General features: G+C 72.5%; 9 protein-coding genes. 8 read left to right on the top strand and 1 reads right to left on the bottom strand.

Going from position 1 to position 22,067, the window contains the following annotated elements; translation table 11 throughout:
* Positions 1-11: 11 nt before the first annotated feature.
* The gene (locus tag OG594_RS16065) at positions 12-2,237 is read right to left on the bottom strand and encodes an MMPL family transporter (protein WP_266599398.1); all 2,226 of its coding nucleotides are present in this window, start codon (positions 2,235-2,237) and stop codon (positions 12-14) included.
* Between the two features lie 310 nt (positions 2,238-2,547).
* On the opposite strand from OG594_RS16065, the gene OG594_RS16070 reads away from it, so the two are divergent.
* The 8 genes from OG594_RS16070 to OG594_RS16105 all read left to right on the top strand — a co-directional run bounded on the left by OG594_RS16070 (position 2,548) and on the right by OG594_RS16105 (position 21,934).
* A complete protein-coding gene (locus OG594_RS16070) occupies positions 2,548-2,823 on the top strand; it encodes an isoamylase early set domain-containing protein (protein ID WP_030009921.1) in 276 nt (91 codons plus the stop codon).
* A gap of 270 nt (positions 2,824-3,093) precedes the next feature.
* Positions 3,094-4,152, top strand: coding sequence for an iron ABC transporter permease (locus OG594_RS16075; protein ID WP_266599401.1), 1,059 nt, complete (start codon positions 3,094-3,096; stop codon positions 4,150-4,152).
* Positions 4,149-5,225 carry an iron chelate uptake ABC transporter family permease subunit gene (locus OG594_RS16080; protein ID WP_266599403.1) on the top strand — a complete coding sequence of 359 codons (1,077 nt, stop codon included), beginning with the start codon at positions 4,149-4,151 and terminating at the stop codon, positions 5,223-5,225. The genes OG594_RS16075 and OG594_RS16080 overlap by 4 nt, the downstream gene beginning before the upstream one ends.
* A gap of 77 nt (positions 5,226-5,302) precedes the next feature.
* Positions 5,303-6,163 (top strand): ABC transporter ATP-binding protein, encoded by an 861-nt coding sequence (locus OG594_RS16085; RefSeq protein WP_266599405.1) that lies wholly within the window; start codon positions 5,303-5,305, stop codon positions 6,161-6,163.
* A 113-nt stretch (positions 6,164-6,276) separates the two neighbouring features.
* Positions 6,277-7,332, top strand: a complete 1,056-nt coding sequence (locus OG594_RS16090) for an iron-siderophore ABC transporter substrate-binding protein (protein ID WP_266599407.1) — start codon at positions 6,277-6,279, stop codon at positions 7,330-7,332.
* 2 nt (positions 7,333-7,334) lie between these two features.
* Entirely contained in the window at positions 7,335-9,128 is a 1,794-nt protein-coding gene (locus tag OG594_RS16095) for an ABC transporter ATP-binding protein (RefSeq protein WP_266599409.1), read from the top strand.
* Positions 9,129-9,186: 58 nt separating this feature from the next.
* Positions 9,187-20,247, top strand: a complete 11,061-nt coding sequence (locus OG594_RS16100; RefSeq protein WP_266599411.1) for a non-ribosomal peptide synthetase — start codon at positions 9,187-9,189, stop codon at positions 20,245-20,247.
* Entirely contained in the window at positions 20,234-21,934 is a 1,701-nt protein-coding gene (locus OG594_RS16105; RefSeq protein ID WP_266599413.1) for an ABC transporter ATP-binding protein, read from the top strand. Before OG594_RS16100 ends, OG594_RS16105 begins: the two co-directional genes overlap by 14 nt.
* Positions 21,935-22,067 lie beyond the last annotated feature (133 nt).

A 22,067-nucleotide genomic window follows, 5' to 3' on the forward strand; every position in this document is an offset into this window, starting at 1 on the left:
GGCGACGGCGGTCAGTGGCGCGCGCGGGCCGGGGTCCGCAGGGCGGGCCGGGCCGTGGGACACCTGCGGACGGGCGCCGGGGGCGGACGGGACGCCGGGAGCGGCTCCTTGGGCCGGAGGGGACGCGGCACCCACCAGTTCAGGCCGCCCGCCAGGCGCATGAGCGCCGGTACGAGGACACCCCGGACGAGCGTGGCGTCGAGGAGGACGCCGAGGCCCGCGCCGATCCCGAAGAACTGCAAGAGGGACACCTGCGAGGTGCCGAAGCTCAGGAGGGTGAAGGCGAGCAGCGCGCCGGCGGTGGTGACGATGCCGCCCGTGCGGGCCATGCCCGTGACGATCGAGCGGGCGTTGTCCTGCCCGGCCTCGTGCGCCTCCTTGATGCGCGCGAGGACGAACACCTCGTAGTCCACCGAGAGCCCGAAGACGATGCAGAACAGCAGCACCGGCATGGTCGTGCTGAGGGGTCCCGGCGTGAAGTCGAGCAGCTGGTGGAGATGACCCGACTGGAAGACCCACACCATGGCGCCGAGGACGGCCGCGAGGCTCAGCGCGTTCAGCGCGATGGCCTTCAGCGGCAGCAGCAGGCTGCGCGTGAAGCCCAGCAGCAGCGCGAAGGTGGTGAGCGAGATCAGTGCGAGCGCCAGCGGGATCCGGTCGCCCACGGTGGCCTTGGCGTCGACCAGGACCGCGCTCGGTCCGCCGACGAGTACCTCGGTACCCGCGGGGGCGGGGACCGCACGGACGTCGTGGACGAGCTGCTGGGCGGCGTGCGACTGGGGGTCGACCAGCGGCACCACGGAGAGCTGGACCGGGCCGTCCCCGGCGGGCCGGGTGGTGGCCGAGGCCGGCACGGACACCGCTGCCCGCTCCCCGTACCGGAAGCCGCCGTCGGGTCCGGCGACCTGGGCGACCTGTGGGAACGCGGACAGGCGGCGGGCGTACTCCACCCGCTCCGGCGGAGCGGCGTTGCCCGTGGTGACGACCGTCAGCGCGCCGGAGCCCTTCATGTCGAACCGGTCGCGCACCAGGTCACCGGCCTGCCGGCTGGACGCGCCGGGCGGCAGCGCCCGGTCGTCGGGGGTGGCGAATTCGGCGTGCGCGAAGGGCGCGGCGAGCAGCACCAGCAGGCCGATCACCGGCAGTGCCGCGATCAGCGGGCGGCGTACGACGATCTGCGCCAGCCCCTCCCAGAATCCGGACCGGGAGCCGGAGCGGACCGCGCGGCGCCACGGCACGGCCCAGGCGTTCACCCGCTTCCCGAGCAGCGCGAGCAGGGCGGGCAGTACGGTCATGGCGCTCACCGCCGCGATCGCCACCACGGCGATGCCCGCGTAGGCGAAGGAGCGCAGGAAGTACGGCGGGAACACCAGCAGCGTGGCGAGCGCGGCGCAGACCGTGGCGGCGCTGAAGGCGATGGTGTGGCCCGCGGTGCGGACGGTCCGTACGGCGGCGGTGCTCGGCAGGAATCCGGCGGCGAGCTCCTCCCGGAACCGCGAGACGACCAGCAGCCCGTAGTCGATGCCCAGGCCCAGGCCGAGCGCCGTGGTGAGGTTCAGCGCGAAGACGGACACGTCGGTGACGCGGCCGAGGAGGCTCAGGACCAGCAGCGTCCCGGCGATGGAGAGGACCCCGATCAGCAGGGGCAGGGCCGCGGCGACCACACTGCCGAACACCAGGACCAGCAGGATCAGGGTGCCCGGCAGGACGACGGCCTCGGCCCGCTTCAGGTCGGACTCCGAGATGTCCTGGAGCTCGGCGTCGACGAGGGCGCTCCCCCCGACGTGCACCGCCAGGGTCTTGTCGGCGCCGGCCGGGGTGGTCAGCTCCGCGCGCAGCCGCTCGGCCCGCGCCGCGAGTTCCTCCCCCTCGCCGTCCACGTGGGCGACCAGCATCGCGGCGCGGCCGTCGCGGCTGCGCAGCTCCGCCGCGCCGCCGGTCCAGTACGAGGCCACGGCGCTCACGTGCGGCTGCGCGGCGAGCCTTCCGGTCAGCTGCGCGCCCGCGCTGCGGGCGGCCGGGCCGTCCACCAAGCCGCTGCCGCTCTCCGCTACCAGGACCAGGTTCGGGGAGGCGCCCAGGCGCTCGGCGGCCAGGTGCGCGGCGCGGCTGGACTCGGACCGCGGATCGTCGTACCCCTGCGTCTTCAGCCGTCCGGTCGCATCCATGCCGAAAACGACGGACAGGACGAGGAAGACGAGCGCGCCGACGAGGACGAGTCGGGGGTGACGGGTCACGAAGGCCCCTGCGCGGCGGAACATGGATGCCTCCGGTACGGACGGCGATTCGCTCCTGCTCTCGCGCAGGAAGGTCGATATCCACCGTGCCCGGAGGCGGGACGAGGCCGTAGTCCCGGCCATTCGTACCTTGACGGGAGCGGAGGGACGGTATCCCGGGAGCCTCGACACGCAGGGTGACATTGCGTGCCCGCGGGTCACTCGATGTGGTGGGTCCGTGGTGGGAGTGGCGGCGCCGGGATGCGTCCGGTGCGTCCGCCGCCGACTATGGGCGGCGTACCACCCCCACTGTCGTTGTCAGGAGCTCACCATGCTGGAGCGCAAACTGCGCAAGGACCACACCGAGGTCACCTTCATCCTGCCCGTCGACACCCCGCCGGGACCGGTCAGCGTGGTGGGCGACTTCAACGACTGGCAGCCCGGTGTCCACACCCTGGCCCGACGCAAGGACGGCAAGCGCGCCGTGACCGTCGAGCTGCCCAGCAAGAGCACGCATTCCTTCCGGTACCTGGCGGCCGGGGACTACTGGTTCAACGACGAGAGCGCCGGGGACCAGGACGGCCCCAACAGCCGCCTGCACACCTGACGGCCCGGACTCCTCGCGGACCGCAGCGCGCCCCGGCCATGGACCGGGGCGCGTTTGTGCGGCACCGATCAAGTCAAGTAAGGTTAGGCTAATCTAATCGATCAACAGTGCATATTTAGGGGCGAGTTGGCGGCCCCTCACTCCCGCGTGCCCGTTTTGTCTATCGACAGCGCGCCAGAGGATCAGCTTAGCTTTGCCTAAGTTTCGGTCGCGGTTGCGTCGGCGTGCCGACCCGTCCGGGCGGTGGACGAAGGGATGACGTAGAGCGACATGGGCACGATTGCAGTGGAACGCCCCGTGCCCAGGGGCGTAGCGGAGGCCCGCCGGCGGCGGGTCGTGGGCTCGGTCACCCTGGTGCTGGTCCTCCTGGCCGCCGTGGTGGTCTCGTTGGCCGTCGGCGCGCGGGCGCTGACTCCCGCTGAGGTGTGGCGCGGGTTATCGGCGGCGCCGGACCCCGACCAGCGGCTCACCGAGATACGGCTGATCGTGCGGACCGTACGGGTGCCGCGCACGGTGCTCGCGGTCGCGGCGGGCGTGGCCCTGGGGGTCGGCGGGGCGCTGATCCAGGGGTACACGCGCAATCCGATCGCCGACACCGGTCTGCTGGGCGTGAACTCCGGTGCCTCCTTCGCGGTGGTGCTGGTGATCGCCCTGTTCGGGTTCGCCAACCCGTTCCAGTACGTCTGGTTCGCCTTCCTGGGGGCCGCGGCCGCCGGCGTCGTCGTCTTCGGACTGGCGAGCATCGGCCGGGGGGCCGGAAACCCGCTGACCCTCGCGCTGGCCGGACAAGGGGTCACGGTGTTCCTCGCCGCGATGACCACGGCGGTCGCGCTGTCCGACAAGGCCTCGCTGAACGCCCTGCGGTTCTGGAACGCGGGCTCCGTGGCCGGTGTCGGGTTCGACGTCATCTGGCCGGTGATCGCGTTCATCGCCGTCGGGTTGGTGCTCGCGCTGATCACGCTGCCCGCCCTGAACCTGCTCAACCTCGGCGACGACGTCGCGCGGGGGCTGGGGGTGAACATCGTGCTCAGCCGGACCATCGGCATCGCCGCCATCACCCTGCTCGCGGGAGCCGCTACGGCGGCGTGCGGCCCCATCGCCTTCCTCGGCCTGATGGTGGCCCACATGGCCCGGTACCTGACCGGACCGGACTACCGCTGGCTGGTGCCGTACGCGGGCCTGCTCGGCGCCGTCGTCCTGCTGGTCTGCGACATAGCGGGGCGCCTGCTGGTGCGGCCGGGGGAGTTGGACGCGGGGGTCGTCGTGGCCCTCCTCGGAGCCCCGTTCTTCGCGGCCCTGGTGTGGCGCGGAAAGTTCAAGAGCGCATGACCGGAACCGAGGTGACCGAGGTGAAGGCATTGGCGCCAGTGACGCCGGGCGTGCGGCTCGGCCCCGTCTCGTTCGTGTGGCGGCCGTGGGTCGTGTGCGTCACGCTGCTGCTGGCGGCGGCGACCTTCCTCGTGTTCTGCGTGTCCATCGGAGTGGGGGACTTCCCGATCGGCCTGTCGCGGGTGATCGCCACGGTCGTGGGCGGCGGCGAGCAGGTCGACCAGTTCGTCATCATGGACCTACGGATGCCGCGCGCCCTGGCCGGGCTCGTCGTGGGCGTCGCGCTCGGGGTGTCCGGGGCGATCACCCAGTCGATCGCGCGCAATCCGCTGGCCAGCCCGGACATCCTGGGGATCACCGGGGGCGCCAGCGCGGTCGCGGTGTTCCTGGTGACGGTGTCGGGCGGGACCGCCGCGGCGGTCGTCAGCTCCGTGGGCCTGTCCGGGGCGGCGCTCGCGGGCGGGCTCGGCACGGGGCTCCTCGTGTACTTCCTGGCGTGGCGGCGCGGGATCGACGGCTTCCGGCTCATCCTCATCGGCATTTCGGTGAGCGCCGTGATGGAGGCGGTCACGACCTGGCTGCTGGTCACGGCCGACATCAGGGACGTGGCCCGGGCCCAGGCCTGGCTGGTCGGCTCGTTGGACAACCGGTCGTGGGACGACGTGGGCGTGGCGCTGTGGTGCACCCTCGCCCTGATGGTCGTCGTGACGGTGGTCGCGTTCCAGTTCAAACCGCTGCACCTCGGTGACGACGTGGCCGCGGGCCTGGGCGTCCGGTACACGAGGGTGCGCGCGGTGCTGCTGCTGTGCGCCGTGCTGCTCGCCGGCGTGGCGGTGAGCGCGGCCGGCCCGGTCCCGTTCGTCGCGCTGGTGGCGCCGCAGGTGGCGATGCGGCTCGCGAAGTGCCCGACACCGCCGATGGCGGCCTCCGGGATGGTCGGAGCCCTGCTGCTGATCGGCGCGGACCTGGTCGCTCGTACGGCACTGCCGATCACCCTCCCGGTCGGCGTGGTGACCGCGGTGATCGGCGGTCCCTTCCTCATCCATCTGCTGGTGCGGGCCAACCTCCGCTAGCCGGCGTCCCCGCAGGCCCTCGGACACCAGACGCTCAGACACCAGACACCAGACACCAGACACCGGACCCTTCAGACATGCCTACCGCAGGGGGAGTTGTGGCCGTATCGCAGATCGCCGGGATCGAGTCGGACGGGGGCGAGGTCGTACGGCTGGCGGCCAGAGGGGTCACCGTCGGGTACGGCGGCCGGGTCGTCATCGACGACCTCCACGTGTCGATCCCACCCCGGGTGATCACCACGATCATCGGCTCCAACGGGTGCGGGAAGTCGACCCTGTTGCGGACCTTGTCCCGGCTGCTCAAGCCGACCAGCGGATCGGTCGTGCTGGACGGCGAGGACATCGGCCGGCTCAGGACCAGGGACGTGGCCAAGAAGCTCGGCCTGCTGCCGCAGGCGCCGGTGGCGCCCGAGGGGCTCACGGTGGCCGACCTCGTCGCCAGGGGCCGCCATCCGCACCAGAGTTGGCTGCGGCAGTGGTCCTCCGACGACGCCGACGTCGTGGCGCGGGCCCTGGCCATGACCGGGGTGTCCGACCTGGCCGACCGCCCGGTCGACGCGCTGTCCGGCGGGCAGCGGCAGCGGGTCTGGATCTCGATGACGCTGGCCCAGGGCACCGACCTGCTGCTCCTGGACGAGCCGACCACCTATCTGGACCTGGCGCACGCGATCGACGTGCTCGACCTCGTGGACGACCTGCACGAGTCGGGATGCACCGTGGTCCTGGTGCTGCACGACCTCAACCTGGCCACGCGCTACAGCGACAACCTCATCGTGATGAAGGCCGGTTCGATCCTTGCGCAGGGGCACCCCCGTGACGTGATCACCGCCGAGCTGTTGTACGAGGCGTTCGGGCTGCGCGCCAAGGTGATCGACGACCCGGTGGGCGACCGACCGCTCATCGTGCCCATCGGGCGCGCCCACGTGAACACCCCTTAGATCAAACAAAGTTACGTTGCAAGTAAGGCTAGGCTAGCCTCACTTGAGCGCGGTAGGGTTTGGCTGCCCTCGGGCGGAACTGCAATGGACGGCACGAAAGCAAGGGATTTCGGATGCTTTTCCATCGAACGACACGTATGAAGCCCTGGCAGCGGCTGGCGGCAGGAGTGTCCGCCGCGACCCTCGGTGTCGGCCTCCTGGCCGGATGCGGTTCCGATTCGGCGGACCAGGCCGACAAGAAGAGCGACGGCGCCCCGGCCGCCGGGGGCACCTTCCCCGTCACCGTGGAGCACGCCTTCGGATCGACCAAGGTCGAGAAGGCCCCCAAGCGGGTCGTCTCGGTCGGGTACACCGACGACCAGGCCATCCTGGCGTTCGGCATCAAGCCGGTCGGCATGGTCGACCAGTACCCGAACCCACCGGGCACCTCCCCCGACATCAACACCCAGTGGCCGTGGGTGAAGGAGAAGTGGGGGGACGCCCGCCCCGAGGTCGTCATGAACAACGGTGACGCCGGCCCGAACTACGAGAAGATCGCGGCCCTGCGGCCGGACCTGATCATCGCCGTGTACTCCGAGATCGACCAGGCCGGCTACGAGAAGCTCTCCAAGATCGCCCCGACGGTGGGCCGCACCAAGGCCGAGAAGGAGCCGTTCAGCGCTCCCTGGCAGGACAACGCCGTCCACATCGCCAAGGCGCTCGGCCAGGAGGCCAAGGGCACCGAGCTGGTGAAGGGCATCCAGGAAAAGCTCGACACGGCCAAGAAGGCGCACCCCGACTTCGCGAACCAGACCGCCGTCCCCCTGTCTTGGTACAAGGACTCGGTGGCCCCGTTCACCACCACCGACGTGCGCGGCCGGCTGGTGACGGGCATCGGCTACAAGGGCCAGACCGAGATCGACAAGATCGCGGACGGCAAGTTCTACACCACGCTCTCCCCGGAGCGCATGGACCTAGTCGACGTCGACCGCATCTTCGTCATCGCCGACAAGGCGGACCAGGAAGCGCTGAAGAAGTTCCAGCTGTTCACCAACCTGAACGCGGTCAAGAACGGCAAGGTCTCCTACCTCCTGGACAGCGAGGGCCCGGCCGTCGGCGCGGCCATGTCCCAGGGCACCCTGCTCTCCCTGCCGTACGCGATCGACGAACTCGTCAAGTCGGTCGGTTAAGTGTGAGCACCACCGCCACGCGCGTCGCCCCGTCGACCCTGCGCACCACGACCGGACGCGAGGCCACCCGCTGGGTCACGGCGCACTGCCGCGAGGTGCCGTGGCTGACCTTCGCCACCGTGTTCACCACGGTGGCGGGGGCGGCCCTCCAGGTGCTCCCGCTGCTCCTGCTCGGCCGGGTCGTCGACGGGGTGGTCGCGGGCGGACCGCGCTCGATCCTGGTCACGACCGGGGTGTTGATGGTGGCCGCCGCGTTGCTCGGTGCGGCGGCCACCGCCCTGTCGACCTACCTCATCGGGCGCCTCGGCGCGGACCTGCTCGCCCGGCTGCGCGAAGGCGCCGTCCGGGCGGTGCTGGGGATGCCGAGCGCCCGGATCGAGCAGGTCGGCCGGGGAGACGTGCTCTCCCGGGTCGGCGACGACGTGGCCGTGCTGTCCAAGGGCATCAGGACGGCCGTCCCCACCGTGTTCTCGGCGGGGGTGCTGGTCGTCATCGCCACGCTCGGCATGTTCGGCCTCGACTGGCGGCTCGGACTGGCCGGTGCCTGCGCGCTGCCCGCGTACGGGCTGGCCCTGCGCTGGTACCTGCCCCGCTCCGCCCCGCTCTACCAGAAGCAGCGGGCGGCCCAGGCCGACCGTGCGCAGGCCCTGATCAGCGGGCTGAACGGGATAGACACGGTCCGGGCGTACCGCCTCGAAGGGGCCGTCCGCGAGAAGGTCACCCACGAGTCGTGGCGGGTGCGCGAACTCGGCATCGAGGTGTTCCGGCTCTTCGGCCGCTTCGTCGGCCGGGAGAACCGCGCCGAGTTCATCGGACTGGTCCTGATCATCGTGGTGGGGTACGCCCTGCTGGAGGCCGACGCCGCCAGCCTCGGCGAGGTCTCCGCGGCCCCCCTGCTGTTCCACCGCCTCTTCACCCCGCTCGGCTCCATCATGTTCACCTTCGACGAGGCGCAGAAGTCGGGCGCGAGCCTGACCCGCCTGGTCGGTGTACTGGAAGAGGACGCGGAGGACCGGCTGGTGGGCGCCCTGGCCGCGGCGCGGGCGGCGGACCCGCCGGACCCGGTGCAGGTGACCGTGCGCGGGCTGACGTTCCGCTATCCCGACTCCGAGGATCCGGTCGTCCGGGACGTCGACCTCACGATCCCGGCCGGCACCTCGCTCGCGCTGGTCGGGGCGACGGGCGCGGGCAAGTCCACCCTGGCCGCGCTGATCGCCGGCATCGGCACCCCGCAGGCCGGATCGGTGCGCATGGGGTCCATCGACCTCGCCGGTCTCGACGAGGCCGGGGCGCGGGCCCTGGTCAGCATCCTGACGCAGGAGACGCACGTCTTCTCCGGTCCGCTCGCCGAGGACCTGCGCCTGGCCGCACCGGAGGCGACCGACGCCCAGCTGAGGGACGCCCTGCGCACGGTCGGCGCCGACGGATGGGTCGACGCGCTGCCCGAGGGGCTGAACACCCTGGTCGGCGAGGGCGGCGAACGCCTCGACGTCACCAAGGTCGCCCACATCGCCCTGGCCCGGCTGGTGCTGGGCCGCACGCCCGTCGTGGTGCTCGACGAGTCCACGGCGGAGGCGGGCAGCGAGGGCGCGGCCGAGCTGGAACGGGCCGTGCTCGCCGCCTGCGCGGGCCGGACCACGCTGTTCGTGGCACACCGGCTCACCCAGGCGATGGCGGCGGACCGGATCGCCGTACTGGACGCGGGACGCGTCGTGGAGCAGGGGACGCACGAGGAGTTGGTGGCCCTGGGCGGCCGCTACGCACGACTGTGGCGGGCCTGGCGCGAAGGCAGCTAGGGCGCCCCTTTTTTCGGTTGGGCCAACATATCGATGTGGAAAGGGCGTTGAGCCTGCGATGACGGAATCGACCGCTCGTCTCGTGCTGCTTCCTGCCACCCGCCTGGCCGACGTGCGCCGGCGATCCGGCGACTACGGCGATACGACCATCGCCCGGGCCTGCGCCATCGCACTGGCCTACTGGGCCACGGGACAGAGCCCCGACGGCCTGGAACTCACCCCCGGCACCCTGTTCGCCGACGTCCTCGGCTGGGCGGACAACGGCGGTGCCGCAGCCGCCGGCTGGGAGGTCGGGACGGACGGCCCGGACGGGGAGGACGGCCGCAGCATCACCCTCTCGGAAGGCGTCGTACCGGCCGACGCACAGCTCGCCCTGGACGACCTGGCCGACTTCCCGGACCGGCCCCTCTCCACCATCGGCCCGTCCGGTGTCGCGCAGCGACTCGCGACCCTGGCCGAGTGGAACGACACCGGGGCGGACCGGATCCGCCCGACCATCGTCGAGCTGTTCCGCGAGCAGGCCCGCCTGCGGCCGGACGCCGTCGCCATCGTCGACGAGCACCGCTCGCTGACCTACCGCCAGGCGGCCGAGCTCTCGGCCCAGTTGGCCCACCACCTGATCGCACGCGGAGTCACCGCCGAACAGGTCGTCGCCATCTCCCTGGACCGCTCCGCCGCCATGGTCATCGGCCTGCTCGGCGTGCTCCAGGCCGGAGCCGCCTTCGTCCCCCTCGACCCGCAGTGGCCCGCCGCGCGCCGCTCCGTGGTCATCGCCGACGCCCGCGTCGTACTGCAGCTCAACGACTCGGGCGAACACGCCCCGGACGAACCGGAAGCCGTGCCCGTCGACCTCGGCGACTGGCGGTTCGGCTCCTACCCCGGCGAGGGAACCGCTCTCACCGTCCCCGGCGACGCCCTGGCCTATGTGATCTTCACGTCCGGTTCGACCGGCCGGCCCAAGGGCGCGATGATCCGCCACGAGGCCATCAGCGAACGCCTGCTGTGGCAGGTCGACGAGATCCTGGGCTTCGGCCACGACGACGCGTCCCTGTTCAAGGCGCCGCTGTCCTTCGACATCTCCATCAACGAGATCTTCCTGCCGCTGGTGTGCGGCGGCCGGCTCGTGGTCCTGCGCCCCGGCGGCGAACGCGACCCGCACCACCTGCTGAGCGTGATAGCCGAGCAGCGCGTCACCTTCACCTACCTCGTGTCGTCCATGCTGGACGTACTGCTGGAGATCGCGGGCGACTCCGGACGCCTCGACAGCCTGCGGCACGTGTGGTGCGGCGGCGAGGTGCTGACCCCGGAGCTGTACGAGCGCTTCCGCACCCGGCTCGACATACCCATGTACCACGGCTACGGCCCGGCCGAGACGACCATCGGCGTCTCGCACGTGATCTACCGAGGCGCCGCGGAACGCCTGTCGACGTCGATCGGCAAGCCCAACCCCAACACCCAGCTGTACGTGCTGGACGACGAGCTGCGTCCGGTCCCGTTCGGGGTCGGCGGCGAGCTGTACGTCGGAGGGTTCCTGCTCGGGCGCGGCTACGTGGGCGCGCCCGGCCTGACCGCCTCCCGGTTCGTCGCGAACCCCTTCGCCACGGACGGGTCCCGGTTGTACCGCACCGGTGACCTCGCCCGCTTCGCCCCCGACGGATCCCTGGACTTCCTCGGCCGCGCCGACAACCAGATCAAGATCCGAGGCATGCGGCTGGAGATCGAGGACGTCGAGGTCGGCCTCGCCGAGCACCCCGCGGTACGCCACACCTGCGTCGTCGCGAAGAAGAACACGGCCGGCGGCACCTACCTCGTGGGCTACGTGATCCCCGCCACCGGGAGCGAGGACCTGCGCGCCGACGAGGTCAAGGAGTGGGCCACCGGGCACATGGTGGAGTACATGGTGCCCACCCACATCGTCGTGATGAAGGAGTTCCCGCTCACCGCGAACGGCAAGCTCGACCGGGGCGCGCTGCCGGAGCCCCAGACCGGTGCGGGCGCGCTCGCCCCGCCCGTCACCGAGAACGAGCGCCTGGTGTGCGCGGCGGTCGCGGCGGTGCTGCGGCGCGACGCGGTCGGCGTCGACCAGGACTTCTTCCAGCTCGGCGGGGACAGCATCCTGGCGATCTCCCTGCTGAGCGCCCTGCGCGAAGCGGGCCTCCACGTCACGGCCCGCCAGATCTTCACCAACAGCGTCGTGGGCGCGCTGGCGGCGGTCGCGGACCGGGAGGCAGCCGCCGTGGACCACGGCGACGTCGCCACCGGTACGGTCGTGGGATCGCCGATCGTGCAGTGGCTCGGCGCGACCACGGACGCCATCGACGGCTTCGTCCAGTCGGTGGTGCTCAACACCCCGGCGGACCTGACGGCCGACGGGCTCGACGCCGTCCTCACCGCCGTGGTCGCACGGCATGACATGCTGCGCGCCAAGCTGGTGCGGGGCGAGCGCTGGAGCTTCGAGATCCCGGAGGCGGAGCACGCCGTAACGCGCTGGCAGGAGAGCGACCTGCCCCTCGACGCGTGCGTCGCGCTCGCCACCGACGGGCTGGACCCGGCCGACGGCGTGATGCTGCGCGCCGTCTGGCGCCGCGAGGCGCGCCAGCTGGTCCTGGTCGCCCACCACGTGGTCATCGATGGCGTGTCCTGGCGGATCCTGATGGAGGACCTCTCCACGGCCTGGCGCTGGTACGTCTCGGGCGCGCCCATCGACCTGCCCCCGGTGGGCACGTCGTTCCGGCGCTGGACGCAGCTGCTGGAGCGGGCGGGCTTCGACGCCGACCGCGACCACTACCGGCGCGCGCTGCCGGGGGCGGACGCGCCGCTGGGCCGGCGCGCGCTGTCCGCGACCGACACCGTCGCCCGCGAACGCACGACGACCCTCTCGGTCGGCCCCGAGGTCACGGCCGCGCTCCTGGGCGAGGTTCCCGCGAGGTTCCACGCAGGGGTCAACGACGTGCTGCTGACCGCGCTCGCCGTCACCCTCGCCCGGTGGCGCCGCGACCTCGGCCAGGACCAGACGTTCGCGCACATCGAGCTGGAGGGCCACGGCCGCGAAGGACGCCACGTGGCGGACTCCGCCGGCTTCGAGCCGGAACTGTCGCGGACCGTCGGCTGGTTCACCACCCTGTTCCCGGTGACCGTCGACCCCGGCGCCGCCGCCGACCTGACGGCCCCCGCCTACCTGGTCGCCGCGCTCAAGGCGGTCAAGGAGGACCTCGCCCGGGTGCCAAGCAACGGCGTCTCCTACGGCGCCCTGCGCTACCTGGCCGACGCCGCGTTCGACGCGCCCGCACCCCAGGTGCTGTTCAACTACCTGGGCCGGTTCGACGCGGGTTCCGCCGGTGACTGGGAACTCGCCCACACTACCGGCCAGTTGGGTGAGAAGCGCGACCCCCGGATGCGGCTCCCGCGCGCCCTGGAGTTCAACGCGATCGCCGAACCCGCCACGGCCGGCGGCGCGTACGAACTGGTCACCACCCTCTCCTGGCCCGACGGGCTGCTCGGCGACCAGGACATCGAGACCATCGGCCGGTACTTCCGCGAAGCCCTGGCCGGACTGGCCGCACTGGCCGTCGTCGACCTGACCGCACTCGGCACGGGCGGCCACTCGCCCAGCGACTTCGCCCTGCGCGCACTCACCCAGGCCGACGTCGACGAGCTGGACGGCCCGGCGCTGCGGGACGTCCTGGCGCTGACCCCGCTCCAGGAGGGCCTCTACTTCCACTCGGTCTTCGACGACGACTCCGCGGGCAGCTACGTCGAGCAGCAGCTCCTGACCCTGGACGGCGAGGTGGACGCCGAGCGGCTCGCCGCGGCGGCCACCCGACTGCTCACGCTCTTCCCCAACCTGGCCGCACGGTTCACGGCCCTCGCGGACGGCCGCGTGGTGTCCGTACTGGAGGGCGGGGTCCAGGCCCCGTTCACCACCCTGGACCGCCCCGGCATCACCGACGAGGAGATCCGCGAGCACGCCGAGCGCGACCGCCGTGCCGGGTTCGACCTGGCGAGCGGACCGCTGATGCGGTACACGCTGATCCGTACGGGCCCCGCCCGCAGTGTCCTGGTGCAGACCGTGCACCACATCATCGCCGACGGCTGGTCGGTGCCGCCGATGCTCCGCGCACTGCTGACCGAATACCACGCACCGGGGACCGTGCACCCGCTCGGCGGCTTCACCGACTACGTGCGCTGGCTCGCCGGACGCGACGAGGACGAGAGCGACCGGGTGTGGCGAGAGCAGCTTGCCGAACTCCCCGGCCCCTCGCTGGTCGCCGAGGGGCACACGCCGTCCGACCGGTTCGCCGACACCGCCACCTCCCCGGAGGGGGACGTCGACGAGGCAGCCCGGTCCGCCGGTGTGCCGCTCAGCGTGGCCGTGCACAGCGCCTGGGCCGTCACGCTCGGCGGCCTCCTGCACGCCAGGGACGTCGTCTTCGGCTCCACGGTGTCCGGGCGCGACGCGGACGTGCCCGGCATCGGGGACATGGTCGGCCTGTTCATCAACACGATCCCCGTGCGCGCCCGGTGGGCCGCCACCACCCCGGCGCGCGACCTGCTCGCCTCGGTCCGGGACCACCAGAGCGCGGTGCTGGCGCACCAGCACGTCTCGCTCGCACGCATCAGCCGCCTGAGCGGAGCCGGCCCGCTCTTCGACACCCTGGTGGTGTTCGACGTGGCCACCGACGTCGCGGACCTGCGCGGGCCCGAGGACACGCTCGTCATCAGCGACATCGTGAACGAGGGCGCCCCGCACTACCCGTTGACCCTCGTGGTGGAGCGCGCCCTCGACGGCCGCCCCCGCTTCAACCTGATCTACGACGGCGCGCTGGTGCGGGAGTCGACCGCCCGGACGGTCCTGGACACCTTCACCCGCACCCTCACCGGCCTGCTCACCCGGCCGGACGACCTCGTCGACGACCTGGCTCCCACGGGCACCCGGACCCCCGCCCCGATCACCCCGACGACGCTGGGCGCACTGTTCGACGCCGCCGCGCACCGCGATCCCGGCGCCGTCGCCGTCACCCAGTGCGCCCTCGACGGCAGCAGCCGGTCACTGACCTACGGCGAACTGGCCGACGCGAAGGACGAGCTGGCCTCGGCCCTGCGCGCCGCCGGTGTCCGGCCGGGCGAACGGGTCGCCGTCGCCGTCCCGCGCTCCCTCGAACAGGTCATCGCCCTCGTCGCCGTCGTCACCGCGGGCGGTGCGTACGTACCGCTGGACCTCGCCTACCCGGACGGACGACTGGAGTACGTCCTCGCCGACGCGGCTCCGCAGGTCGTGCTCGTGGACCGGGAGCACCGGGACCGCTTCACGCGGCTCCTGGCCCGGGCGGGCGTACCGGCCCGCGTGCTCGTCCAGGGGGAGCTGCCGCCGCAGGACGCCCAGGTCACCGGAGACGCCCAGGTCACCGGAGACGGCCAGGTCACCGGAGACGCCCAGGTCGCCGGGGACGCCGGCGGGCCCGGGGCCGACTGGCACGATCCCGCGTACGTGATCTATACCTCCGGGTCGACCGGCAGGCCCAAGGGCGTCGTCGTCCCGCACTCCAGCGTGGTGACCCTGCTCGCGAACACCCGACCCGACATGGACTTCGGCCCGCACGACGTGTGGGTCCAGTTCCACTCGTACTCCTTCGACTTCGCGGTGTGGGAGCTGTGGGGCGCGCTGGCGCACGGCGGCGAGCTCCTCGTGCCGGAGTACGCACTGACCCGCTCACCCGTCGACTTCCACCGCCTGGTGCGCGAGCGCGGGGTGACCGTCCTCAACCAGACCCCCTCCGCCTTCTACCAGTTCATCGAGGCCGACCGGCACGCCGACGCACCCGTCACCACCCTGCGCCGGATCGTCTTCGGGGGCGAGGCACTGGATCCCGGGCGGCTGCGCGGCTGGGTCGAGCGGCACGGGACGGCCCGGCCCGAGCTGGTCAACATGTACGGCATCACCGAGACCACCGTGCACGTCACGCACCGGGTCCTGACCGACGAGGACTTCCGCTTCGGCGCCGGGGCCAGCCCGATCGGCGGCCCGATCCCCGGACTGGTCACCCACCTGCTCGACGACCGGCTCCGACCGGTCCCGCCGGGCCGGGTGGGCGCCATCTACGTCGCCGGCGACCAGGTCTCCCTCGGTTACCTGGGCCGCCCGGCCCTCACCGCGGGCCGGTTCGTCGCGGACCCCTTCGCGGCCGACGGCTCCCGCATGTACCACACGGGCGACCTCGCCCGCCGAACCCTCGACGGCGAGCTGGAGTTCACCGGCCGGGCCGACGACCAGGTGCAGCTCAAGGGCTTCCGCATCGAGCTCGGTGAGGTGGAGTCCGCGATCCGGGAACTCGACGGCGTCGTCGACGCGGCCGTCACCGTGGCCGACAGCGCGGACCACCTGGTCGCACACGTCGTGGGCCGGGTCCCCTTCGACACCGCCGCCCTGGCCGGCCTGCTGGCCCCGAAGCTGCCCGCCCACATGGTCCCCGGCCTGGTCCTGTCCGTCGACGCCCTGCCCCTGACGGTCAACGGCAAACTGGACCGCAAGGCCCTGACCGCACGCGCCGCGGCGTACGGCACACCGGAGCACGTACCGGCCGCCACGACGGGCTCCACGACCGCCTCCACGACCGCCTCCACGACCGGCTCCGCGCTCACGGCCCTGGTCGACGTCTTCACCGAGACCCTGCCCGGCACCGCCGTCGACGGCGACAGCGACTTCTTCCGGGCCGGCGGCGACAGCATCCTCGCCATCACCGTCGTCAACCGGGCCAGGGCCCTGGGCCTCGCGATCGCCCCCCGGGACGTGTTCCTGCTCAGGACCCCGCGCGCGCTCGCCGAACACCTGGCGACGCACACCCCGCACCCCGCGGCGCCCGGCGCACCCGCCCCCGCACCCCGCGAGGACGGCCCGCTGACACCGACCCCGATCATCCTGCGCCGGCGCGAACTCGGCGGATCCCTCGCCCGGTTCGCCCAGGCCCGGGCCCTGGTCACGGCCGAGGGCACCGGCCACGCCGACGCCGAGCGCGCCGCGAACGCCGTCGTCGCCGCCCACCCGGCCCTGCGGCTGCGGCTGCGCACCGACCACGGGGTGTGGGCCCTGCGCACCGAACCCGCCCGCGCGGTCACCGTCGTACGCAGCGACGCGCCCGACGCGACGGCCGCCGCGGACGAAGCCGCCGGACGGCTCGACCCCGAAACCGGGGACGTCATCGCGTTCACCTGGCTGGAGGCGACCGGGACCCTCGTGGTCACCGTGCACCACCTCGCCGTCGACGCCGTCTCCTGGCTGGTACTGCTGGACGACATCGCCACCGCCCTGCGCGGGAACCCGCTCGCGCCGCCGACCACCTCCTACGCCGAGTACGCCCAGGCACTGGCCGACCGCTCGGCCCACGAGACCGACGGCCTCGGGCACTGGATCACCACCCTCCAGGCACCCCCGCTGCTGCCCGTGGCCGAGCGGCCGCGCGAGAGGACGGTCGTACTCCCGCCCGAGGTCAGCGACCTCGTGACGCGCACCGCGCCCGCCGCACTCGGCGTCGGCCTCACCGAACTGCTGTGCGGCGCGCTGCGCACCGCGCTCACCCGCATCCAGCCCTCGCCCACCGACCTGGCGATCGAGCTGGAGCGGCACGGCCGGGTCCCGGCCTCGGCACACCACGACTACACCCGTACGGTCGGCTGGTTCACCGCCATCGCCCCGGTGCGCCTCACCGCGCACACCGACCCCGTCGCCGCGGCCCGCGAGGTCCTCGAACGCCAGCCGGACGAGCGCGCGCACGTCGCGTACGGCGGGCTGCGGTACCTCAACCCGCAGACGGCCCCCCTGCTCACCGCCCGCCCGCAGGTGCTGTTCAACTACCTCGGTCGGGGCAGCGAGTCGCAGGCCCTCCACCTCACCGGCGTCGACGAGGGCAGCCCGTACGCCGTCGAGGTCAATGCCTGGACCGACGCGGCCACCGGAAGCCTGCACGCGGTCTTCACCCTCGCCGAGGGCGTACCCGACGAGATCACCGAGCACTGGCGCGCCGCCCTGGAACACATCGCGGTCGCCTCCACGACCGCCGAGCGCACGGCGCCGGTCACCCCGCTCCAGCGCGGCCTGTTCTTCCAGGCGCAGCTGGCGGGCCCGGCCGGACACTACGTCGCACAGAGCTGGTTCACCTTCGACCGGCGCCTGGACACCGACGCGCTGGCCGAGGCGATGGCCTGGGTGATCGCCCGGCACCCGGTCGTGGGCGCCGGCTTCACCACCGACGACGACGGCAAGGCCGTCCAGGTCCTGGGCGCGGGCCGGCGGGTCGGCGTCCGTACGGTCGAGCTCGCGAGCGACGCGGAGGTCGACGCCCTGCTCGCCCGCGACCGCGACACCGGCTTCGACCCGGGCGAACCGCCGCTGATCCGCCTGACCGTGGTGCGGCTGCCCGGCGACCGCGACGGCCTGCTGCTCAGCTACCACCTGCTGCTGTGGGACGGCTGGTCCCGCGAGATCGTGCTGCGGGACCTGTTCGACGCCTACGAGGCCGCCGTGGCCGGCGAACTGACGCACCCGACCCCTGCCATGCCCGGGTTCGAGGACTACGCCCGGGCGCTCGACGCCAAGGACCCGGCCGTCTCGGAACGCTTCTGGGCGCAGCACCTGACCGGTCTGCCCGGCCCGACGCTGCTCGCCGGACCGGCGCCGGCCCTGGTCGACGACCTGCCGCGCACGCTCGTGCACACCCTCTCCGCCGAAGGGTCACAGCTGCTGCGGGACGTCGCCCGGAGGTACGGCGTCACCCTCAACTCGGTGCTGACCGGCGCCTTCGGACTCCTGCTCGGCGCCCGCACGGGCCGCGCCGACGCCGTGTTCGGCGTGACCGTCTCCGGCCGCGAGGGCGAGGACCTCTCCGAGGTCGTCGGCGTCCTGCTCAACACCGTGCCCATGTGGACCAGGGCCCGGCCGGACGACACCGTCCGGGAGTACCTGACGGCCGTACAGGCGGCCCGGGTCGAGGCGATGGAGCACGAGCACCTCGGGCTCGGCGAGATCCAGCGGGCCGGCGGTCACGACACCCTGTTCGACAACCTGTTCGTGCTCCAGAACTTCCTGGACATGGACGCGTTCGCCGAGATGAACACCCGGCACGGCATCACCGCGGTACGGGCCGACGACTCCACGCACTACCCGTTCACCTGGGTCGTCACCCCCGGCGACCGGCTCACGGTCAAGCTGGAGTACCGCGACCACGACACCGGGGCGGCCCGACGGCTCCTCGACGACTACCTGGACCTGCTCGCAGAGATGGCCCGCGCCACCGGGCCGCTGGGCGGGCTGCCGGGCGCGGGGCCCGAGCCGGTGCCCGCCGCGCGCACGGAGGTCGGCACGGACACCGTCGTCGACCGGTTCGACCTGGCGGCCGACCGCGATCCGCAGCGGATCGCGCTCGTCGCCCACGGCCGGACCATGACCTTCGAGCGGCTCCGGGACCGCAGCCGCGAGCTGGCGGGCGTGCTTGCCGCACGCGGCATCGGACCCGAGACGACGGTGGCCCTCGCCGTCCCGCGCTCCCTCGACTCGATCGTCGCGCTGTTCGCCGTACTGCGCGTGGGCGCCGCGTACGTACCGCTGGAGCTCGACCACCCGGACGAACGGATCGCGGCCATCGTCGCGGACGCCCGCCCGGACGTGACCCTCACCGTGAGCGCCGTGTCGCCCCGGCTGACCGGCGACCTGATCGAACTGGACCGCCCCCTGCCCGGGGCCGAGCCGTTCGTGACCTTCGCACCCGACGACCCGCACCGCCTGCGCCACCCCGCGTACACGATCTACACCTCCGGATCCACCGGCAGGCCGAAGGGCGTGGTGACCGAGTACGCCGGGCTCACCAACATGCTGATCAACCACCAGCGCCGGATCTTCGAGCCGGTACTGGCGGACCACGGCCACCGGGTCTTCCGCATCGCCCACACCGTGTCCTTCGCCTTCGACATGTCGTGGGAGGAGCTGCTCTGGCTCGCCGACGGCCACGAGGTGCACATCTGCGACGAGGAACTGCGCCGCGACGCCCCGCGCCTGGTCGAGTACTGCCTGGAGCACGGGATCGACGTCATCAACGTGACCCCGACCTACGCGCAGCAGCTGGTGGCCGAGGGCCTGCTCGACCACCCCGAGCGACGGCCGGCCCTGGTGCTGCTGGGCGGCGAGGCCGTCACCCCGACCCTGTGGCAGCGGCTCGCCGACACCGAGGGCACGGCCGGCTACAACCTGTACGGCCCCACCGAATACACCATCAACACCCTGGGCGTCGGCACGTTCGAATGCCAGGACCCGGTGGTGGGCGTGGCCATCGACAACACGGACGTGTACGTCCTGGACCCGTGGCTGCGGCCGTTGCCGGACGGCGTCCCCGGCGAGCTGTACGTGGCGGGCATCGGCATCGCCCGCGGCTACCTCGGGCAGCCCGCCCAGACCGCGGACCGGTTCGTCGCCTGCCCCTTCGGCGCACCCGGCGCACGCATGTACCGCACCGGGGACCTGGTGGCCCGGCGCCCCGACGGCAACCTGATGTACCTGGGCCGCACCGACCAGCAGGTCAAGATCCGCGGACACCGCGTCGAACTGGGCGAGGTCGAGGCCGCGTTCGCCGCGCACCCGGCGGTGCGGTTCACCGCCGCGGTCGCCCAGCCCGACCCGCAGGTCGACGGCGCGTACCGACTGGCCGCCTACCTCGTGCTCGACGGCTCCGACCTGGCGGCGGTCGCCGCCGAAGTGGGCGCGGGGCTACCGGACTTCCTGCGCCCGACGCACTACGCCCAAGTCGACCGCATCCCGCTGACCGTGAACGGGAAGGCCGATACCAAGGCCTTGCCGGAAGCCAAGCCGCTCGGCACGCTGACCACGGCGGGGGAGCGCGGCCCGGAGACCGAGACCGAGACCGTCGTGTGCGAGTTCTTCGCCGAAGCACTCGACCTGGACGACGACGAGGTGAGCGCGTTGAGCGATTTCGTGTCCCTGGGAGGGCACTCCATGCTGGCGGTGCGGCTGATCGGCCTGCTCCGCCGGGAGTACGGTCCTGTGATCACGGTCCGTGATCTCTTCACGTTGCGAACCCCGGAAATGATTGCCCGTCACCTCGATGAAAAGTCCTGACACGCAGCGGCCCCGACCGGGGTCCGACATCCTCAAGACCGCCCTGCGCCGCAACATCGGCGCCATGACCTGGGGCACCGTCCTCATGGGCCTGTACCAGGCCGGTGAGACCGCCTTCCCCATCGCGCTCGGCCTGATCGTCGAGCACACGATGCAGGACCGCAGCCCCGGTGCGCTCGCCCTGTCGATCGGCGCGCTGGCAGTGATCATCACGACCGTGTCGCTGTCGTGGCGGTTCGGCATGCGCATCCTGCAGAAGGCCAACACGACCGAGGCGCACCGCTGGCGGGTGCGGGTCGCGGACTGCGGGCTGGAACCGGTCGCCAGGGACGCCGGCCTCAAGTCCGGCGAGGTGCTGACCATCGCCACCGAGGACGCCGACCAGACGGCCGACATCATCGAGGTGGTGCCGCTGCTGATCAGCTCACTGGTCGCCGTGCTGGTCGCGGCGGTCGCCCTGGGACTGGCCGACGTCCGGCTCGGCCTGCTGGTGATCGTGGGCACCGCCCTGATCCTCTCCATCCTGAGCGTGATGTCCCGGCGGATCGGCTCCAGCACCCGCGAACAGCAGGCCCGGGTGGCCCGGGCGGGCGCGAAGGTGGCCGACCTGATCACCGGCCTGCGCCCGCTGCACGGCTTCGGCGGCAACCACGCCGCCTTCCGGTCCTACCGGAAGGTCAGCACGGAGGCCAAGCGCCAGGCGATCACCGTGGCCGGGGTGAACGGCGCCTACACGGGCACCGCAACGGCCCTCAACGCGGCGCTCGCCGCCGGCGTGACCCTGACGGCCGGCTGGCTGGCCTTCAACGGCCGGATCACCGTCGGGGAGCTGGTCATGGCCGTCGGGCTCGCCCAGTTCATCATGGAACCGCTGAAGTTGTTCTCGGACATGCCCAAATACGTGATGATGGCCCGCGCTTCGGCCGAGCGCATGGCGCTGGTCCTGACCGCGCCCCCGGTGGCCACCCACGGGCCGGAGCGCCCGGCCGCCGGGGGCGGCCTGGAGGTCGACTGCGTCCGGTACGGGGCCCTGCGCGCCCTGAAGTTCCAGGTCCCGGCGGGCGAGTTCGTGGCGATCGCCCCCTACCAGCCGCGGGCGGCGGCCGACCTCGCCGCGATCCTGGCGGTCAAGGTCCCGCCGCACGCGTACGAAGGAGTGGTGCGGGTCAGCGGGGAGGAGTTCGCCGCCCTGTCGATCGAGGCGGTCCGCGCGCACATGCTGGTGAACCCGTACGACGGAGAGATCTTCGCGGGCACGCTCCGCACGAACATCGACCCGTCGGGCACCAGCCGCACGGTCGCCGAGGCCGTCGAGGCGTCCATGCTGACCGACGTCGTCGCCCTCCACCGCGAAGGACTCGACCACGGGGTCCGCGACCGCGGTGCGAACCTCTCCGGCGGCCAGCGCCAGCGGCTGTCCCTGGCCCGCGCCCTGGCCGCCGACTCCGACATCCTCGTCCTGCACGATCCGACCACGGCCGTGGACGCGGTCACCGAGCAGCTCATCGCACGCAACATCGCGAAACTGCGCCGGGGCCGCACCACCGTCGTGATCACCAGTAGCCCGGCCCTCCTGGACGCCGCCGACCGCGTGCTCGTCCTGGACGACGGGGTCATCACGGCCGAGGACACCCACCGCAACCTCCTCGCCGGGGACGAGGAGTACTGCCTGGCGGTGGCCCGCTGACCCGTTGGACCCCGCCGGTCACGCCCCATGCCCTGTCGTCAACGTCCCGTCGGGCCCGCGCCGCCCGGCGCCGCACCTGATCCCCCGGACTCCGTCCGGGGGACGCCCAGGTCGTCGGGGCGCCCGCGTACGT

This window comes from Streptomyces sp. NBC_01214, from assembly GCF_026340975.1.
Classification (GTDB): Bacteria; Actinomycetota; Actinomycetes; order Streptomycetales; family Streptomycetaceae; genus Streptomyces.